15 protein-coding genes are annotated in these 19,931 nt (G+C 58.7%); 13 read left to right on the forward strand and 2 right to left on the reverse strand.

Annotated elements, in window-relative coordinates; translation table 11 throughout:
* Position 1 precedes the first annotated feature (1 nt).
* The 10 genes from EKM04_RS17765 to EKM04_RS17810 all read left to right on the forward strand — a co-directional run bounded on the left by EKM04_RS17765 (position 2) and on the right by EKM04_RS17810 (position 16,778).
* Positions 2-2,410, forward strand: coding sequence for a circularly permuted type 2 ATP-grasp protein (locus EKM04_RS17765; RefSeq protein ID WP_183895981.1), 2,409 nt, complete (start codon positions 2-4; stop codon positions 2,408-2,410).
* A 3-nt stretch (positions 2,411-2,413) separates the two neighbouring features.
* Positions 2,414-3,295, forward strand: a complete 882-nt coding sequence (locus tag EKM04_RS17770) for a transglutaminase family protein (protein WP_183895982.1) — start codon at positions 2,414-2,416, stop codon at positions 3,293-3,295.
* A gap of 169 nt (positions 3,296-3,464) precedes the next feature.
* Positions 3,465-4,700, forward strand: coding sequence for a TadE/TadG family type IV pilus assembly protein (locus EKM04_RS17775; RefSeq protein ID WP_234910932.1), 1,236 nt, complete (start codon positions 3,465-3,467; stop codon positions 4,698-4,700).
* Between the two features lie 228 nt (positions 4,701-4,928).
* Positions 4,929-7,391: a glycogen/starch/alpha-glucan phosphorylase gene (locus EKM04_RS17780; protein WP_183895983.1), complete on the forward strand. Its 2,463-nt coding sequence runs from the start codon at positions 4,929-4,931 to the stop codon at positions 7,389-7,391.
* Positions 7,391-9,595 carry a 1,4-alpha-glucan branching protein GlgB gene (gene glgB, locus EKM04_RS17785; RefSeq protein ID WP_174153938.1) on the forward strand — a complete coding sequence of 735 codons (2,205 nt, stop codon included), beginning with the start codon at positions 7,391-7,393 and terminating at the stop codon, positions 9,593-9,595. Before EKM04_RS17780 ends, glgB begins: the two co-directional genes overlap by 1 nt.
* A gap of 71 nt (positions 9,596-9,666) precedes the next feature.
* Positions 9,667-10,929, forward strand: coding sequence for a glucose-1-phosphate adenylyltransferase (gene glgC / locus EKM04_RS17790; protein WP_174153939.1), 1,263 nt, complete (start codon positions 9,667-9,669; stop codon positions 10,927-10,929).
* A gap of 5 nt (positions 10,930-10,934) precedes the next feature.
* On the forward strand, positions 10,935-12,374 hold the full coding sequence (glgA, locus tag EKM04_RS17795) for a glycogen synthase GlgA (protein WP_183895984.1): 1,440 nt from the start codon (positions 10,935-10,937) through the stop codon (positions 12,372-12,374).
* Positions 12,375-14,006: an alpha-D-glucose phosphate-specific phosphoglucomutase gene (locus tag EKM04_RS17800; RefSeq protein WP_183895985.1), complete on the forward strand. Its 1,632-nt coding sequence runs from the start codon at positions 12,375-12,377 to the stop codon at positions 14,004-14,006. It abuts the gene before it with no gap.
* Between the two features lie 236 nt (positions 14,007-14,242).
* Positions 14,243-16,198, forward strand: a complete 1,956-nt coding sequence (gene glgX, locus EKM04_RS17805; RefSeq protein WP_183895986.1) for a glycogen debranching protein GlgX — start codon at positions 14,243-14,245, stop codon at positions 16,196-16,198.
* A gap of 94 nt (positions 16,199-16,292) precedes the next feature.
* Positions 16,293-16,778 (forward strand): MaoC family dehydratase, encoded by a 486-nt coding sequence (locus EKM04_RS17810; RefSeq protein ID WP_183895987.1) that lies wholly within the window; start codon positions 16,293-16,295, stop codon positions 16,776-16,778.
* A 3-nt stretch (positions 16,779-16,781) separates the two neighbouring features.
* On the opposite strand, the gene EKM04_RS17815 is transcribed toward EKM04_RS17810, so the two are convergent.
* Positions 16,782-17,483 (reverse strand): nucleotidyl transferase AbiEii/AbiGii toxin family protein, encoded by a 702-nt coding sequence (locus EKM04_RS17815; protein WP_210290082.1) that lies wholly within the window; start codon positions 17,481-17,483, stop codon positions 16,782-16,784.
* 3 nt (positions 17,484-17,486) lie between these two features.
* Positions 17,487-17,690: a hypothetical protein gene (locus EKM04_RS17820; RefSeq protein WP_183895988.1), complete on the reverse strand. Its 204-nt coding sequence runs from the start codon at positions 17,688-17,690 to the stop codon at positions 17,487-17,489.
* Positions 17,691-17,846: 156 nt separating this feature from the next.
* Here EKM04_RS17820 and EKM04_RS17825 point away from each other — a divergent pair, with 156 nt between their 5' ends.
* The 3 genes from EKM04_RS17825 to EKM04_RS17835 all read left to right on the forward strand — a co-directional run bounded on the left by EKM04_RS17825 (position 17,847) and on the right by EKM04_RS17835 (position 19,931).
* On the forward strand, positions 17,847-19,217 hold the full coding sequence (locus tag EKM04_RS17825; protein WP_183895989.1) for an APC family permease: 1,371 nt from the start codon (positions 17,847-17,849) through the stop codon (positions 19,215-19,217).
* A gap of 133 nt (positions 19,218-19,350) precedes the next feature.
* Positions 19,351-19,551, forward strand: coding sequence for a type II toxin-antitoxin system VapB family antitoxin (locus EKM04_RS17830; protein WP_183895990.1), 201 nt, complete (start codon positions 19,351-19,353; stop codon positions 19,549-19,551).
* Positions 19,548-19,931: a type II toxin-antitoxin system VapC family toxin gene (locus EKM04_RS17835; protein ID WP_183895991.1), complete on the forward strand. Its 384-nt coding sequence runs from the start codon at positions 19,548-19,550 to the stop codon at positions 19,929-19,931. Before EKM04_RS17830 ends, EKM04_RS17835 begins: the two co-directional genes overlap by 4 nt.

The following is a 19,931-nucleotide window of genomic DNA, read 5'->3' on the forward strand; positions in this document are numbered from 1 at the left end:
CTTGGCAAAGGCACCGGCGATGAAACGGACGAGCGGTAAAAACGACATGGCATCCATGCTGGGATATCGCTCCATGCCCGGAATTGCCGACGAAATGCTGGATATAAATGGCAATATTCGCCCGGTCTGGCGGCACTTCGTCAATGCGCTCGGTCGCATGGAGGAGCGCGAGCTGCATGAGCGCTTCGCCCGCACCGACCGCTACCTGCGAGATGCCGGCGTCTTCTATCGCGATTACAGCGCGCAGGGAAATACAGAGCGCAACTGGCCGATTTCCCACATTCCCGTTCTGATCGATGAGCAGGAGTGGGAGGCGGTCTCCCGAGGGCTCATTCAGCGCGCCAATCTGCTGGAAACGATCGTTGCGGATTTCTACGGCGAAAACCGTCTGGTCCAGCAAGGCTACGTCCCACCGTCCCTGCTCGCCTCCAACCCCGAATATCTGCGCCCGATGGCTGGCGTCAAACCGGCCGATGGCCACTACCTGCATTTCTGTTCGTTCGAAATCGGACGAGGTCCTGACGGCAACTGGTGGGTGCTGGCAGACCGCACGCAGGCGCCATCCGGCGCAGGTTTTGCGCTGGAAAACCGCGTTGCCACCACGCGCGCCTTTTCCGATATCTACGCCGAATCCCACGTTCACCGCCTCGCCTCCTTTTTCGGCGCCTTTCGCGATACGTTGCAATCGCACCGCCAGCATCCAGACGACCGCATCGCGGTTCTGACGCCGGGACCTGCGAGCGAAACCTATTTCGAACACGCCTATATCGCTCGCTATCTTGGCTTCATGCTGCTGGAAGGCGAAGACCTGACCGTGGTCAACAACCGCGTCATGGTCCGCACCGTGGCGGGTCTCAAACCGATCGGCGTTTTGTGGCGGCGGCTGGATGCGTCCTACACCGACCCGCTGGAACTGGACCAGAACTCCCATATCGGCACCCCCGGCATGGTGCAGGCGCTGCGCGCTGGTTCGCTGAGCATGGTCAATGCGCTGGGAACCGGTATCCTGGAAACGCGCGCGCTTCTCGCCTTCCTACCCGCCATCTGCCGCCATCTTCTGGGCGAGGACCTGGCCATGCCGTCCATCGCCACATGGTGGTGCGGCCAGCCGTCGGAACGTGAGCACGTGGCGCGCAATATCGAGCGCATGGTCATCGGCCCGGCCTACTCCCGCCTGCCCTTCTTCGATGATAACGGCCAGTCGGTTCTCGGCTCGTCGCTGCGGGAGACCGCAAAGGATTCCATTGGCGACTGGCTGGAAAGCGATGGCCACAAGCTGGTCGGACAGGAAGTCGTCACACTGTCTACCACACCCGCTTATGTCGACGGCAAGCTAGTCCCGCGCCCCATGAGTTTGCGCGTTTTTGCAGCCCGTACCCAGGATGGCTGGCAGGTCATGCCCGGTGGCTTTGCCCGCATCGGTCGCAGCAATGATACGGCCGCCATCGCCATGCAGGCAGGCGGCAGTGCCGCCGATGTCTGGATCGTCTCCGACAAGCCTGTGGAACGCACGACGCTTTTGCCGGCGGAAGAAAACTTCATCCGCAACATGCCCGGCAGCCTGCCAAGCCGTGCCGCCGACAATCTGTTCTGGCTGGGCCGGTATATCGAGCGCGCCGAAGGAGCGTTGCGGATTTTGCGTGCCTGGCACGCCCGCTTTGCCGAATCCGCCGATCCGAAGCAACCGCTTCTGGCCCACGTCACTGCCTATCTGGAAACCGTCGATATCGACGTCGACGAATCCGTTCCGGCAAGCCTGATCGCCAACCTCAACAGTGCGATCTATTCCGCCAGCAATATTCGCGACCGCTTCTCCCCGGATGGATGGCTGGCGCTGAACGATCTGGCAAAGACCGCCCGCCGCTTCCAGAGCAAGGTCGCAGCCGGCGACGACGCCACCCACGCCATGACGGTCCTGTTGCGCAAACTGGCAGGCTTTGCCGGTCTGGTGCACGAAAACATGTACCGTTTCACCGGATGGCGCTTCCTCTCCATCGGTCGATATCTGGAACGCGGACTGCATCTGACACGTCTGCTCGGCCACATGAGCGGCCCAGATGCACCGGATGGGTCCTACGACATGCTGCTCGAAATCGGCGATAGCGTCATGACCCATCGCCGCCGTTACAACGTGAATACAGCCGCGCTGACGGTAATGGACCTGCTCGGTCTCGACCCGCTGAACCCGCGCTCCATTCTCTTCCAGCTCAACGAAATCCGCACCGAGGTGGAGCAGCTGCCAAACGCCTTCGTCAATGGTCAGATGTCGCCTTTTTACCGCGAGGTCATGCGGGTTCATTCCGGCCTTGCCGTCATGACCCCGGAAAACCTGTCACCCGCCATCTTCGTCCAGCTGGAGCAGGATCTCGAACACCTCTCAGACCTTCTTGCCCAGACATATCTTGGATAACCCATGCTCTACGACCTGACGCTGCACATGGGCTATATTTACGATACGCTGGCGTCAGGGGCCCGCCACATCATCCGCGTGATGCCGCTGTCCATTCCCGGCAGGCAAAGGCTGATCGCGGGTTCGCTCAGCGTCTCCCCCGCACCCGAAGAGCGCACGGTTTTCAACGATTTCTTCCAGCAAACCGCGACCTCGGTCTTTCTGCGGGCGTCGCATGACAAGCTGGACATCCGTATGCAAGCCCGCGTTTCGGTGGAAAGCACCTCACTGACGGCAGATTTTTCGCCCGAGCTTTCAAAGCTCCCGCGCGATCTCGCCACCGTCTGGTCGCTCGATGCGCAATCGCCTCACCATCTGGCAGGCATCAGCCCCCGTATCGGTGAAAACGCCGCCATTGCGGCTTACGCCCGCGAGACGATAAAGCCGGGCATGACGATCCGCGAAATTGCGCTGGCGCTGTGCAAACGCATCTACAAGGACTTCAAATATGATGGCGAGGCGACCACGGTGGATACGACACCAGCCGAAGCCTTCAAGCTGAAACGTGGCGTCTGCCAGGACTTCTCGCATATCATGATCTCGGCCCTGCGCAGCCTCGGCATTCCCGCGGGCTATGTCTCTGGCTTCCTGCGAACCATTCCGCCTGCGGGCAAGGAACGGCTGGAGGGTGCCGACGCCATGCATGCCTGGGTGCGTGTCTGGTGCGGTGAGGCAACGGGCTATATCGAACTGGACCCCACCAACGACATCGTTGCGGGCAACGACCACATCGTCGTGGGTTACGGACGCGACTATGCCGATATCGCTCCTGTCATCGGCGTCTTGAAAAGCTACGGCAACCAGCAGACCACACAGGCCGTGGACGTCATCCCCGTCAAGGCCTGACCGTCCCACAACGGTGCCAGCATCGTATCGGGATGGCGCACAGCCTCGTTTCACCACAGAAATCCGTCCCGTTTTGAACACTCGTTCAATTTGTCGATATTGCGTTAGGAAAATCTCCATCGCCTCGCAGTAGATGTGATGTCATCTCACGATCGAACAGGCGGACATGATGTTCAACGGTGCCGGAATGAAGACACGGATGCGGGCGCTGCTGGGCGACAGGCAGGGCAATTTCGCCATGATGACGGCCATAACACTGCCGCTCCTGATGGGCGTTGCAGGCGCAGGCCTCGAGCTCACCAAGGCCATGCAGGTCAAATCCGATCTTCAGAACGCAGCCGATGGCGCAACACTGTCCGCCGCCACCATGTTTCGCGAATCCGAGGGCGACAAAAGCGATGATGAGTTGAAGGCGCAGGGCAACAAGTTCATTGCAGGACAAAGCTTTGCGCAGGACCTGTCCGAGGTGGAGAAAAAAGCCTTGGACGCCAATATCAGCAGCGTCACCAAACGCACCGATACCGCCAAGGGCACCAATTTCCAGATTTCCACGACAATCAGCTACCAGATGCCGCTTAACCCTCTTCTCGGTCTCATCTGGGCAAAGTCGATGACCCTGAGCGCCACCAGCACATCGGAAAGCAGCGTCAACAACGGCGCGCCGCTGTCCATGTATCTGGTGCTGGACCGCTCGGGATCGATGTCGTTCAAGACCAACACGGTCGATAGAAGCAAGTATTCCTGTGCGAACTATGATGAGCTCAACTGGCCCAGTCCGATGAGCAGTAGCAGACCCTGTTACGTCAATAAAATGACGTCTTTGAAAACCGCCGTCAGCTATCTGGTGGACACGCTCAACAAATCAGATCCAACGCATCGGACAAATGGCTCGCCCGAATCCACCCTCGTGCGAACCGGCGCGATTGCCTACAACGACAAAAGTTCAATGCCACAAGCCCTGAACTGGGGCACGAGAAGGTCGAACACCTATATTCAGGCCCTGTCGGCCACAGGCGGAACGGATGCGAATGCCGCACTGACGGCAGCCTACGATGCTCTGAAATCCTCAAATCCGGCTGAGGCAAAGGCGCAAAAAGACAGCGGAAACAAATCCTTCCAGAGATTCATCGTCTTGATGACCGATGGTGAAATGACGGGGGACAGCGCAAGCTGGAACCCATCCGTCGATGCGGCGGTCCGCGCCACCTGCGTCAAAGCGAAAGCCGACGACATCAAGATCTTCACCGTTGCCTTCATGGCGCCCGTCAGAGGCAAATCGCTTCTCCAGTCCTGCGCCACCAGCGCCGACAACTATTACGCGCCGGAGAATATGGAAGAAATCGTCGCGGCCTTTGGCGATATCGCCAGAAAAGCCTCTGGAAACATCAGTCGTCTGACAAACTGAAATCCTCAACCGCCGTTTTACAGACCACGCAGACCACACCGGTTTGCGTGGTTTTTTCGTTATTTTCATACAACAAGCACATGCTTGTCGTAACACTCTAAAGTCATTCATACTTTCGACAAAACGGCTGTTGCCACAGACTGCTATCGATGCATAAATTGCCGGGATGACAGCCATGCCGATCGACAGAATCAGACACTATCCTCCCACCAAGGTGCTGACCGACCAATGATCAATAAACTCGAAACAAACGATCTTCCTCGCCCCGCGCCGCGCAGCTCGGAACCGGACGTTCTCGCCTCTGAAATCATCGAACGACTGACCTACCGCATCGGCAAGGACGTCAAGGTTGCAAAACCGCATGACTGGCTGACGGCCACCATTCTGGTCATTCGGGACCGCGTCATCGACAAATGGATGGAATCCACTCGTAAGGCCTATGCCACCGATTCCAAACGCGTTTATTATCTGTCGCTAGAATTCCTCATCGGCCGTCTGATGCGCGATGCCATCTCCAATCTCGGCCTGATGGGCGAAATCAAGGAGGCGCTGACGTCGCTCGGCGTCGATTACGATGTCATCGCCGGTCTGGAGCCGGATGCAGCGCTGGGCAATGGCGGTCTTGGCCGGCTTGCCGCCTGCTTCATGGAATCCATGGCAACCGTCGATATTCCCGCTTACGGCTATGGCATTCGTTACGTCCACGGCCTTTTCCGCCAGCAGATGGCCGATGGCTGGCAGGTGGAACTGCCCGAGACGTGGCTTGCCCACGGCAACCCTTGGGAATTCGAGCGTCGCGAAAGCTCCTATGAAATCGGTTTTGGTGGCTCGGTCGAAACCGTCGGCGGCTACGAAGACCCGGAGCGTTTCGTCTGGAAACCATCCGAGCGCATGATCGCCACCGCCTTCGACACGCCCGTGGTCGGCTGGCGCGGAACCCGCGTCAACACGCTGCGTCTGTGGTCGGCCCAGCCCATCGACCCGATTCTCCTCGACGCCTTCAACGCGGGCGACCACATCGGTGCGCTCCGGGAAAGCAACAAGGCGGAAGCCCTGACCCGCGTGCTTTATCCTGCCGACGCCAATCCGGCGGGCCAGGAACTGCGCCTGCGACAGGAATACTTCTTCTCGTCCGCTTCGCTGCAGGACGTCCTGCGCCGCCATTTGCAGCAGTACCCTGATTTCACCAACCTGCCGGACAAGGTGTCCATCCAGCTCAACGATACGCATCCAGCGATTTCCATTGCCGAAATGATGCGCCTTCTGTGCGATGTCCACGGACTGACATTCGATGAAGCCTGGACCCTGACGCGCGGCACGTTCTCCTATACCAACCACACGCTTCTGCCCGAAGCGCTGGAAAGCTGGCCGGTGCCGTTGCTGGAGCGCCTGTTGCCGCGCCATATGCAGATCATTTACGCGATCAACGCGCAGACGCTGGTCTTTGCCCGCAAGGAAAAGAAACTGGTCGACCAGCAGATCCGCTCCATCTCGCTCATTGAAGAAGGTGGCGAACGTCGCGTGCGCATGGGCAACCTCGCCTTCATCGGCTCCCATTCCATCAACGGCGTGTCGGCGTTGCACACGGAACTGATGAAGGAAACGGTGTTTTCCGACCTTCACATGCTCTACCCCGACCGCATCAACAACAAGACCAACGGCATCACCCCGCGCCGCTGGCTGATGCAGTGCAACCCCGGCCTCACAGGCCTCATTCGCCAGTCCATCGGTGACGAATTTCTGGATGACGCGGAAAAGCTGGTGGCGCTCGATCGCTTTGCAGAGGATGCAGGCTTCCGTGAAAAGTTTGCCGAAATCAAACGTCAGAACAAGGTCCGCCTTGCCAATCTGGTGGCGCAACGCATGGGCATCCGTGTCGATCCCTCGGCCATGTTCGACATCCAGATCAAGCGCATCCACGAATACAAGCGTCAGCTTTTGAACCTGATCGAGGCCGTGGCCCTTTACGATCAAATTCGCTCTCGCCCGGAACTGGACTGGGTGCCGCGCGTTAAGTTCTTCGCGGGCAAGGCGGCACCGAGTTATCACAATGCCAAGCTCATCATCAAACTGGCAAACGATATAGCGCGTGTCATCAACAACGACCCGGCGGTTCGCGGGCTTCTGAAAGTCGTTTTCATTCCGAATTACAATGTGTCCCTCGCAGAAATCATGGTTCCAGCAGCAGATCTTTCAGAACAGATTTCGACCTCTGGCATGGAGGCGTCAGGCACCGGCAATATGAAATTCGGTCTGAATGGCGCACTCACTATCGGCACGCTGGACGGTGCCAATGTCGAAATGCTGGAGCATGTCGGCGCGGAAAACATCATGATTTTCGGCAAGACAGCACAGGAAGTGTCCGAGGCGCGCTCCGAGGGCCACAATCCGCGCGCTATCATCGAAAATTCCGCCGAACTGTCGCAAGCCCTGTCATCCATCGCATCCGGCGTGTTTTCGCCAGATGACCCATCGCGCTTTGCCGGACTGATGGACGGCATCTACAACAATGACTGGTTTATGGTCGCTGCAGACTTCGACGCTTACGCACAGGCACAGCGTGACGTCGATGCCATCTGGAGCGAACCGGCAAGCTGGTACGAAAAAACCGTACGCAATACGGCACGCATGGGCTGGTTCTCGTCCGACAGGACGATCCGGCAATATGCGTCCGAAATCTGGAGAGCCTGATGAAAAAACCGCTCAATTCTGCCGAAGAGAAAAAGACTGGCACCATCGCTAAGGCTGAGATCGAGGCAATCAAGAGCGGTTTGCATTCCAACCCCTTTGCCGTCTTGGGCGTCCACCAGACGCCGGACGGCTTTGTGGCCCGCTGCTTCATTCCCGGTGCGGAAGAAGTCACCGTCATGGCGCTCGATGGCTCGGTCGCGGGGGAATTGACCCGCACCGACGCCGACGGTTTCTTCGAAGGTGCCATTACCCTGTCCAAACGTCAGCCCATTCGTTATCGCGCGCTGCGCGACGACGCGGAATGGGCGGTGACGGATCCCTACAGTTTCGGTCCGGTTCTTGGGCCTATGGACGATTACCTCGTTCGAGAAGGCTCACACCTTCGACTGTTCGACAAGATGGGTGCACATCCGCTCAAGCTCGAAGGTGTTGAAGGCTTCCATTTCGCCGTCTGGGCACCCAATGCCCGGCGCGTGTCGGTGGTGGGTGATTTCAACAATTGGGATGGCCGCCGCCACGTCATGCGCTTCCGCAAGGACACCGGCATTTGGGAAATCTTCGCGCCGGATGTTTATGCTGGCTGTAGCTACAAGTTTGAAATCATCGGCCCACACGGCGAATTGCTGCCGCTGAAAGCAGACCCCTATGCCCGCCGCGCCGAATTGCGTCCAAAGAACGCCTCCATCACCACGCCTGAACTCGTGCAGGAATGGGATGACGATGCGCATCGCAAGCATTGGGCCAGCATCGACCAGCGCCGCCAGCCCATCACCATCTACGAGGTTCACGCCTCATCGTGGCAATATGGCGAAAATGGCGCGTTTCTGACATGGGATGAACTGGCCGCACGCCTCATTCCCTACTGCGCCGACATGGGCTTCACCCACATCGAATTCATGCCGATTTCCGAGCATCCCTACGATCCGTCCTGGGGATACCAGACAACCGGCCTATATGCGCCCACCGCGCGCTTCGGCGAGCCGGAAGGCTTTGCCCGCTTCGTCAACGGCGCGCATAAGGTCGGCATCGGCATTCTCCTGGATTGGGTTCCCGCCCACTTCCCGGTTGATGAGCACGGCCTGAAATGGTTCGATGGGTCGGCCCTGTATGAACATGCCGATCCTCGTCAGGGCTTCCACCCCGACTGGAACACCGCGATCTACAATTTCGGGCGTGTCGAGGTCATGTCCTACCTCATCAACAACGCGCTCTATTGGGCCGAAAAATTCCATCTCGATGGTCTGCGCGTGGATGCGGTCGCCTCGATGCTCTACCTCGATTATTCCCGCAAGGAAGGCGAGTGGGTACCCAACGAATATGGTGGGCGCGAGAACCTTGAATCCGTGCGTTTTCTCCAGCAGATGAACACGCTTATCTATGGCAACCACCCAGGTGTCATGACCATTGCCGAGGAATCCACCTCGTGGCCGAAGGTGTCGCAGCCGGTGCATGAGGGCGGGCTGGGCTTCGGTTTCAAGTGGAACATGGGTTTCATGCACGACACGCTGAGCTACTTCCAGCGCGAGCCCGTGCACCGCAAGTTCCACCATCAGGAGCTCAGCTTCGGCCTGCTCTACGCCTTCAGCGAAAACTTCGTGCTGCCGATTTCACACGACGAAGTGGTGCACGGCAAGGGCTCGATGATTGCCAAGATGCCAGGCGACGACTGGCAGAAATTCGCCAATCTGCGCGCCTACTACGCTTTCATGTGGGGTTACCCCGGCAAGAAGCTCCTGTTCATGGGACAGGAATTTGCGCAATGGAGCGAGTGGAACGAAAAGACCTCTCTCGACTGGAACCTGCTGCAATATCATATGCATGAGGGCATGCGCCGCCTCGTTCGCGACCTGAACTTCATGTACCGCTCCAAGGGTGCGCTGCATGCGCGCGATTGCGAGCCGGAAGGCTTCCAGTGGCTGATTGCCGATGACCACGAGAATTCGGTTCTGGCCTGGCTGCGCCTCGCACCGGGTGAAAAGCCGGTCGCGGTTATCTCCAATCTGACGCCTGTCTACCGGGAGAATTTTTACGTGCCTCTGCCGACAGCCGGTCGCTGGCGCGAAGTGCTGAACACCGATGCCGAGATCTATGGCGGCACCGGCAAGGGCAATGGCGGACGCGTGCAGGCGGTCGATGCAGGCGGCCAGGTCGGCGCGACACTGACACTGCCGCCGCTCGCCGTGATCATGCTCGAGCTTGAATAAAACAGGCGCCGAACACACAATCGGCGCTTTGCTATTATGGGAACAGACGACATTTTTTCGGGAGGATTGCTATGAGTGAGAAAAGAGTTCAACCGCTGGCACGTGATGCGATGGCCTATGTGCTTGCTGGCGGCCGCGGCAGCCGCCTGAAGGAGTTGACGGACCGGCGCGCCAAGCCGGCCGTCTATTTCGGCGGCAAGGCCCGCATCATCGATTTCGCGCTGTCGAATGCGCTCAATTCCGGCATTCGCCGCATCGGCGTCGCCACACAGTACAAGGCTCACTCGCTCATCCGCCACCTTCAGCGCGGCTGGGACTTCTTCCGCCCGGAGCGTAACGAGAGCTTCGATATTCTGCCCGCCTCCCAGCGCGTATCCGAAACGCAATGGTATGAAGGCACCGCCGACGCGGTCTATCAGAACATCGATATCATCGAGCCCTATGGCCCCGAATACATGGTCATTCTGGCCGGCGACCACATCTACAAGATGGACTATGAATACATGCTGCAACAGCATGTGGATTCCGGTGCAGACGTCACCATCGGTTGCTTGGAAGTGCCTCGCATGGAAGCCGTCGGTTTCGGCGTCATGCACGTCAACGAGAAGGATGAAATCATCGATTTCATCGAAAAGCCCGCCGACCCTCCGGGCATTCCCGGCAATGAGGATATGGCGCTTGCCTCCATGGGCATCTACGTCTTCCACACCAAGTTCCTGATGGAGTGCCTGCGCCGCGACGCCGCCGACCCCAACTCCAGTCGCGATTTCGGCAAGGACATCATTCCCCATATCGTGCGTCACGGCAAAGCGGTTGCGCATCGTTTTGCGGCTTCCTGTGTGCGCTCCGATTTCGAAAACGGCCCCTACTGGCGCGACGTCGGCACGATCGACGCCTACTGGCAGGCCAACATCGACCTGACAGACATCGTGCCCGACCTCGACATCTACGACAAGTCATGGCCGATCTGGACCTATGCGGAAATTCTGCCGCCCGCCAAATTCGTACATGATGATGATAAGCGCCGTGGTTCGGCTACTTCGTCTGTTGTTGCGGGCGACTGCATCATCTCAGGCTCGTCCCTTAACCGCAGCCTGTTGTTCACAGGCGTCAGGGCCAATTCCTATTCGCGTCTGGAAGATGCCGTCGTGTTGCCGAGTGTGAAGATCGGTCGCCACGCGCAACTCAGCAAAGTGGTGATTGACCATGGCGTGGTCATTCCCGAAGGGCTGATCGTGGGCGAGGACCCGGAACTGGATGGCAAGCGTTTCCGCCGCACGGAAAGCGGCATCTGCCTGATAACCCAATCGATGATCGACAAGCTGGATTTGTAGACCTCATGAATGTTCTTTCGGTTGCGTCCGAAGTCTATCCACTCATCAAGACAGGGGGGCTCGCCGATGTTGCTGGCGCGCTTCCCATCACGCTCAAGAAATTCGGCGTTACCACCCGCACGCTCATTCCGGGTTACCCGGCGGTCAAGTCTGCATGTCCGGATGCCGTGAAGATCGCCGAGATTGACCTGCTTGGCGAACATGCCGATATTCTGGAGGCACATCACGAAGGTCTGGACCTTCTGATTGTCGATGCCCCCGCCTATTACGATCGCCCCGCCGGCCCCTATCTGGACTCGACAGGCAAGGATTTCGCCGACAACTGGAAGCGATTCGCCGCCCTGTCCTATGCGGCGGCGGAGATTGCCATCGGCAAGCTGCCCGGCTGGAAACCGGACCTGATGCACGCCCATGACTGGCAGGCCGCCATGGCCCCGGTCTATATGCGCTACGCCGAAACGCCTGAAATTCCGAGCATTCTCACCATCCACAACATTGCCTTCCAGGGCCAGTTCGGCGCCAATATCTTCAGCCAGCTGGGCTTGCCCGCGCATGCCTTCAACACCGAAAGCATCGAATATTACAACGACATCAGCTTCCTGAAGGGTGGCGTCCAAACCGCAACGGCCATTACCACCGTCAGCCCGTCCTACGCCGAAGAAATTCTCACGCCAGAATTCGGCATGGGGCTGGAAGGTGTTATCAGAAGCCGCGCTCATGTCATGCACGGCATCGTCAACGGCATCGATGCCGAGGTCTGGGACCCGGCAAGCGACCACCTGATCAACCACAATTATTCCTCCGCCAATCTCAAGCTGCGAGCGCTGAATAAACTTGCCGTTGCCAGCCATTTCCGCATCGATCAGGACAGCGGGCCACTGTTTTGCGTCATCTCGCGGCTGACCTGGCAAAAGGGCGTCGATCTCGTCAGCGAAGTCGTTGATGACATCGTCGCCATGGGCGGTCGTCTGGTCGTTCTGGGTGCTGGCGAAATCTCGCTGGAAGGTGCGCTTCTGGCAGCGGCCTCGCGTCATCCGGGCCGCGTCGGCGTCGCCATCGGTTATAACGAACCGCTGTCTCACCTCATGCAGGCGGGCTGCGATGCCATCATCATCCCCTCGCGTTTCGAGCCCTGCGGCCTGACCCAGCTTTACGCCCTGCGCTATGGCTGCATTCCGGTCGTGGCACGCAATGGCGGGCTGAACGATACGGTCATCGATGCCAACCATGCCGCCATCGCTGCCAAGGTCGCGACCGGCGTGCAGTTTTCCTCCATCACCGCCGACGGGCTGCGGCATGCCATTCGCCGCACCGTGCGCTTCTACCGCGAACCAAAATTATGGACGCAAATGCAGAAGCAGGGCATGAAATCGGACGTTTCCTGGGAAAAAAGTGCAGGGCTTTATGCCCAGCTTTATGCCCAGCTCATTTCGAAAGGCCAATAAATGACGATCACCACTGTTCAGACAAAACCATTTCAGGATCAGAAACCTGGCACGTCGGGCCTTCGCAAGAAAGTGCCTGTGTTTGCGCAGGAAAACTATGCGGAAAACTTCATCCAGTCGATCTTCGACAGCCTGGAAGGCTTTGCGGGGCAGACGCTGGTGATCGGCGGCGATGGCCGCTATTACAATCGCGACGTCATCCAGAAGACGGTCAAGATGGCAGCCGCAGCCGGTTTCGGCAAGGTTCTGGTCGGTCAGGGCGGCATTCTCTCGACGCCTGCAGCATCCAACATCATCCGCAAATACAAGGCGTTCGGCGGCATCGTTTTGTCGGCCAGCCACAATCCCGGCGGCCCCAACGAAGACTTCGGCATCAAGTATAATATCGGCAATGGTGGCCCGGCTCCCGAAAAGATCACCGATGCCATTTTCGCCCGCACCAAGGCCATCGAGACCTATTGCATCTCCGACGCAGCCGATATCGACCTCGACACGATCGGCACCTGCGACGTTGACGGCATGACCGTTGAGGTCATCGATCCCGTTGCCGATTACGCGACCCTCATGGAAGAGCTGTTCGATTTTTCCGCCATCCGTAACCTCATCGCCGGTGGCTTCAAAGTCGTGGTCGACAGCATGAGCGCCGTCACCGGCCCCTACGCTGTCGAGATCATCGAAAAGCGCCTGGGTGCGCCCGCGGGATCGGTGCGCAATTCCGTACCGCTTCCCGATTTCGGCGGCCACCATCCCGACCCCAACCTCGTCCACGCCAAGGACATGTATGACGATGTGATGAGCGCCGATGGCCCGGATTTCGGCGCGGCCTCGGATGGCGATGGCGACCGCAACATGGTGGTCGGCAAGGGCATGTTCGTGACGCCGTCCGATAGCCTTGCCATCATCGCTGCCAACGCCACGCTGGCGCCCGGCTATGCCGCTGGTATTTCCGGCATTGCCCGTTCCATGCCGACAAGTGCCGCCGCTGACCGCGTGGCCGAAAAGCTCGGTATCGGCATGTACGAGACGCCGACGGGCTGGAAGTTCTTCGGAAATCTGCTGGACGCCGGCAAGGTCACCGTTTGCGGTGAAGAAAGCTTCGGCACCGGCTCCAACCATGTGCGCGAAAAGGACGGTCTCTGGGCCGTGCTGTTCTGGCTGAATATCGTCGCTGCTCGCAAGGAGAGCGTCAAGGACATCGTGACGAAGCATTGGGCCGAATATGGCCGCAACTACTATTCGCGCCACGACTATGAAGAGGTCGATAGCGATGCCGCCAACACGCTGGTCTCGATCCTGCGCGAAAAACTCGCAACCCTTCCCGGCACCACCTACGGCGCGTTGAAGGTCAAAGCTGCCGATGATTTCGCTTATAATGATCCGGTCGATCAGTCGGTCAGCAAAAATCAGGGCATTCGCATCCTCTTCGAGGGCGGCTCCCGCATCGTCATCCGTCTGTCGGGCACCGGCACGGCGGGCGCAACGCTCCGCCTCTACGTCGAGCGCTACGAAGGAGACGCATCGCGCCACAATATCGAGACGCAGGAGGCTCTGGCCGACCTGATTTCGGCAGCCGATGCGATTGCGGGCATCAAGAAGCACACCGGGCGCGATGCTCCGACGGTGATTACCTGACAGTTTGCCAGGGCACTGGGTGGGCTTACCCCCTCTGCCCTGCCGGGCATCTCCCCCTCAGGTGGGGAGATCGGCTGGGCGCGACGACAGCACTTAAATCTCGACAGTCAATATGGCCGAAAGGGTGCGGCGATTCGATCTCCCCACCTGTGGGGGAGATGTCCGGCAGGACAGAGGGGGGTAGGCCCACCCACAAACCTTAAACGCGGACCCAACCCTAACGAACGGACCCCTGAATGCCAAACCCTACCGTCCCTCCCCTCGGCGCCAACCCCACGGAAAACGGAACGGCATTCTGCGTCTACTCCCGCCACGCCTCACACATAGACCTTTGCCTCTTCGACCCCACCGGCAACATCCAGACCACCCGCATTCCCATGCAGCGTGGGGAAAACGACATTCACCACATCACCACGGACGCACCCCCCGGCACCCGGTATGGCTTTCGCGCCGATGGCATCTACGCGCCCGACCACGGCCTGTGGTTCGACCCCTCGAAACTCCTGCTCGATCCCTATGCCACGCAGATCGACCGACCGTTCACCCATGATCCAGCCCTGTTGACATTTGGCACAGACACCGCATCGATCATGCCGAAGGCCATCGTTTCGCAGTACCAGCCGGTCAAGCGCCAGCCACCCTTGTTTTCGCCGGGCGGCCTCATCTACGAAATCGCCGTCAAGCCCTTCACCATGCTGCACCCGGATGTGCCAGAAGCCACCAAGGGAACGGTGGCCGCTCTCGCCCACCCGGCTATCATCGCTCATCTCAAAAACATCGGCGTCGATGCCATCGAACTCATGCCGATCACCGCCTGGATCGATGAGCGTCACTTGCCGCCGCTTGGCCTGACCAACGGCTGGGGCTACAACCCGGTCGGCTTCATGGCTCTCGATCCGCGCCTGTGCCCCGGCGGCATCAAGGAACTGCGCGAGACGGTGGCGACCCTCCACGACAATGGCATCGGCGTTATCCTCGATCTCGTCTTCAACCACACCGGCGAAAGCGACCACTTCGGCTCGACGCTTTCCCTGCGCGGGTTGGATAACCTCACCTATTACCGCCATTTACCCGATGATCCCGGCACACTGGTCAATGATACCGGCACAGGCAACACGGTCGCCTGCGACCACAGCCAGGTCCGCCAACTGATCGTTGATACGCTCAGGCACTTCGTGGCGCATGCCGGTATCGATGGCTTCCGGTTCGATCTTGCGCCCATTCTTGGCCGGACGTCAACCGGCTTCGACGCTACCAGCGAAACACTTGCCGCCCTCCATACCGATCCCTTGCTGCACGACCGCGTGATGATTGCAGAACCCTGGGACATCGGTCCCGGCGGTTACCAGCTCGGCAATTTCCCGGAAAACTTTCTTGAATGGAACGATCGCGCCCGCGACGACCTGCGCCGGTACTGGCGTGGAGACGCCTCGACGACTGGCGCGCTCGCCGATGCGCTGGCTGGCTCCTCGCCCGTCTTTTCCCGCCACGACAGAACCGAAACCCGCAGCGTCAACTTCCTTGCCGCCCACGATGGTTTCACCCTGTTCGATCTCGTGTCCCATGCCCACAAACACAACGAGGCCAACGGCGAAGACAACCGCGATGGCCACAACGAAAATTACTCCTGGAACAATGGCGTCGAAGGCGCGACGGATGACAAGGCCATCCTTACGGCCCGTATCAACGACGTCAAATCCATGCTTTCAACGCTTTTTGCCACGCGCGGCACGATCATGCTGACGGCCGGTGACGAAGGTGGACGCAGCCAGCAGGGCAACAACAATGCCTATTGTCAGGACAACGCGGTCACCTGGGTCGATTGGTCAGCACTTTCGCCAGAACTGATCGAGCACACGGCGTTCCTGTCCAGTCTGCGAAAGCGCTTCGGTGCTTTCAGCGAGATGCATTTCTTCTCGCCCCACACCGACGACATCTGCTGGCTGTCGCCGTCCGGAGAACCGATGACCGCAACGAACTGGGAAAACCCGCAAGGCACCCCGCTCGCCGTTATCGTCAAAACCCATGATACCACGACCGATGAACCGGCCCGGCTGGCCATCCTGTTTAACCGAACTGGCGCCGTCGTGCCGTTTTCGCTTCCCGGCGAGGGCTGGCAAGCCATCGGCACGGATTTCGGCAATCCCGCCCACCTGCCAGCCCGTTCGGTGGTGTTCTATCTGAAGCCTTGAATGCTGCATTGCAAAAAGGCCATTGTTCTTTAGGCCCGCCGCTGTAGAGTTCGGCACGTCACCGTGCTCAAACGTCCTGTCTTCGCGAGGAAACATGCCCAAGGAAATTTCTCTGGCTGACGTTAAGGATCTCGTCGGCTCCGAGGTTGGCGTATCGGACTGGATCACCGTTGATCAGCCGATGATCGACGCCTTCGCCAAGGCGACGCTCGACGACCAGTTCATCCACACGGACCCGGAACGCGCCGCCGCCGAAAGCCCCTTCGGCGGCACCATCGCACACGGTTTCCTGACGCTCTCGCTGCTTTCGGCCATGAATTACAGCGCCCTGCCCAAAATCCGCGAACAGACCATGGGCATCAATTACGGCTTCGAAAAACTCCACTTCGTCGCCCCCGTCAAAAGCGGCGCCCGCATCCGCGGCCACTTCACGCTCGCAGAAGCCCGCTTCCGCGGCGGCGCAATGCTGATGAACACCTATGACGTGACGGTGGAAATCGAAGACGAAAAGAAACCGGCACTGACGGCGCGGTGGACAACGATCAGCCAGTTCAACCCGGAAGACAGGCCGGAAGACTGAGCGTCAAACGATTGAAGGCTTTGGCCCGCCATGAACGTTCAAAATTTCTGGAACCAATGCCTCATCCATCTGCATGGCTTGTGCACAGTCGCCAAGCCATTTGACATCACGAATGGCATCGACTGCACTCTCATAGGCGCGATCCACCGTCTCGCCGTAGGCAAGACGGGCTTTTTTCCAAGATGACGGCGGAATATCACCCCAGCGTGAGATCATCATCGACAGATCGATAATATCACGGCTGCGCACAGCGCGGTCAGGCCAACGGTCAGCGTTTGCAAGCAGCTTTTCCGCAAACATGTCGCTCCGCGCCAAGACTGGAATGCCATAGCGCTCGTCCATGGCGCCAGATAACGCGATACGCGCTTCACGAACGATTTCGAACTTTATCCTGACATCGCCGGCCTGAACGAATGTGCGTATCCCATATTGATCACTTTGAAGATCACGCAGCGCGCTAACTTTGGCACCAGGCTTGGTCAACGCTGTAAAACCATCAACCCATACCGACTCACGCAGTTTTCGATATCCTTTTTGCGATGAGCAGAGAAAATCGACATCCACGCTCTCACGGTATTCATCGAGCTCGAGTGCAATTGCAGTGCCGCCTCCAAAATAGCAATCAGCCTCCCTGAACAATGCGCCGTTCAACGCATGAAGAACCGCCAAGACTGCATTGTGGTGCGGACGGCGAAACAGAAGCAATTGTTAAGCCGCCACGAGCAATGGCCCGTGCTCCTTTATAAGGTCTTGCAGCAAAGCCATTTCCTCCGTCGTCAGCACGTCTTGATCCACAAACCGCCAGTTCCGTTCGTAGAGGGAAAATGCCTCTCCGCTGTCCAGAACCACGTCGTCGGCACGGTTCCAGCAGAGCGTTCTTAGCTGTGGATATTGATTGACCTGAACCTGCATCGGACGGCCTCCTCTTCAGAAGATATATACGCGATGCTCCTCAATCTTTCCAGTCCGCCGACGATCATGCATTGCGCACAACGTTTTGCTCACCAAAACGGGAACCTAGTCCCCCTTTCTGCGTTCAATGCAACACATTGCATGGGGGACGATTCAATGGCGCAAAATGTGACTCAACCCGACGACTCCGCTGAGCCGCAAACCGAACTCAAACGCGTCATCGGCCCAGGGCTTTTGCTGCTGTTCATCGTGGGCGATATCCTCGGCACGGGCATCTATGCGCTGACCGGTCAGGTAGCAGCAGAGGTCGGTGGCGTTGTCTGGCTGCCTTTCCTCATCGCCTTCGGCGTCGCGCTTCTGACTGCCTGCTCATATCTCGAATTGGTGACGAAATATCCGAAAGCAGCAGGTGCCGCACTGTATACGCACAAGGCGTTCGGCGTGCATTTCATCACATTTCTCGTCGCCTTTACCGTCATGTCGTCGGGTGTGACATCCGCCTCCACCGCCTCGCGCGCCTTCGCCGCCAACTTCACGACGGTGACGGGCTTTGATTTCGGCGCTTTCGGTGTCACCGGCGTTGCCATCACCTTCATCGCCGCCATCGCGCTCATCAATTTCCGGGGCGTCGGGGAAAGCGTGAAGATGAATGTTGTCCTGACCATCGTTGAACTGACCGGCCTTCTCATCATCATCGGCATTGGCTTCTGGGCCATCGGCAACGGCCAGGGCGATGTATCACGCGTCTGGACCTTCGAGCCTGCGGGAGATCACGGCGTTATCTGGTCAGTGGTTGCGGCCACGACGCTCGCCTTCTTCGCCATGGTCGGCTTCGAGGACTCAGTCAATATGGCCGAGGAATGCAAGCAGCCCTCGCGCATCTTCCCGAAGGTGCTGCTGGGCGGCCTCGTAATCACCGGCATCATCTACATTCTGGTCGCGATATCGGCCATCACCCTCGTCTCGGCGTCCGACCTTGGTGAAGGTGAAACACCACTGCTGAAGGTCGTCGCCGCTGGCGCACCGAACTTCCCTATCGGCATTTTCGGCATCATCACCATGTTTGCCGTCGCCAATTCCGCGCTCATCAACATGATGATGGCCAGCCGCCTGATCTATGGCATGAGCCGCGAAGGCGTGCTGCCCGCAGCGCTGGGCAAAGTCCACAAGGGCCGCCAGACACCCTACGTCGCCATTGTCTTCACCTCGATCATCGCCATCGGCCTCATCGCCTTTGCAGGCGGCGTCCCGGCACTCGGCGGCACCACCGCGCTGCTTCTGCTCGGCGTGTTCACCATCGTGAACATCGCGGTTCTCGTGCTTCGCAAGGACAAGGTTGCCCACAAACACTTCCGCACGCCGACCATCCTGCCGATCATCGGCGCCATCAGCTGCTTCTTCCTCGTCGGCCCATGGACGGGGCGAGACATGGTGCAGTACTCGATTGCGGGCGTGTTATTGCTGATCGGCGTAGCGCTGTGGGCGGCAACGGTTGGGTTCATGAAGATGCAGCAGAAGGCGGCTTGAAATCAGCGGTTGCGGTGTCAACCTTTGGAAAAACATTCGGCTCAGGGTAAAGTGAAACGACGCATGGATTTCTGCACCATTTGGTGCTAGATATATCTCATAAACCCGTGCCACTTCTGAGCAGGATGCTGATATGCGGTCAACGATCAATCTTGATGACACCCTTCTGGATCGGGCAAAATCACTGACGGGCACGAACGAAACAGCTGCCCTGGTTCGGCAGGCATTGGAGACGCTGATCCGGATCGAATCCGGCAAGCGCCTCATTGCGCTCGGAAGTTCAATGCCTCACGCGGAGGCAGCCCCCCGCCGCCGGGGCGATACGACGAAGTGATACTGGTAGACACGTCCATCTGGATTGATCATTTTCGTCACCATGATGACGAATTACGGAAGATCATCGAGGCGGATAACCTTCTCTGTCACCCCGCCATCATTGGCGAGCTGGGGCTCGGCAGTCTTCGCAACCGCAATGATGTGATAACGTTTTTGGCTGCCCAACAAGAGGTACTCGTCGCGACCCACGATGAAGTCATGGTCATGATCGACCGGCATTCGCTCTTCAGCATGGGTATTGGCTACACCGACGCAAACCTGCTTGCATCGACGCTGATTGACACCAGAGCCGTCTTGTGGACCAGAGACAAGCGATTGGCGGCTGCGGCACAAAAAGCGGGCGCAGCACTGTACAAACCCAAAACTTCATCCAATTAG

Source organism: Rhizobium skierniewicense Ch11, assembly GCF_023757665.1.
GTDB classification, from domain to species: domain Bacteria; phylum Pseudomonadota; class Alphaproteobacteria; order Rhizobiales; family Rhizobiaceae; genus Agrobacterium; species Agrobacterium skierniewicense.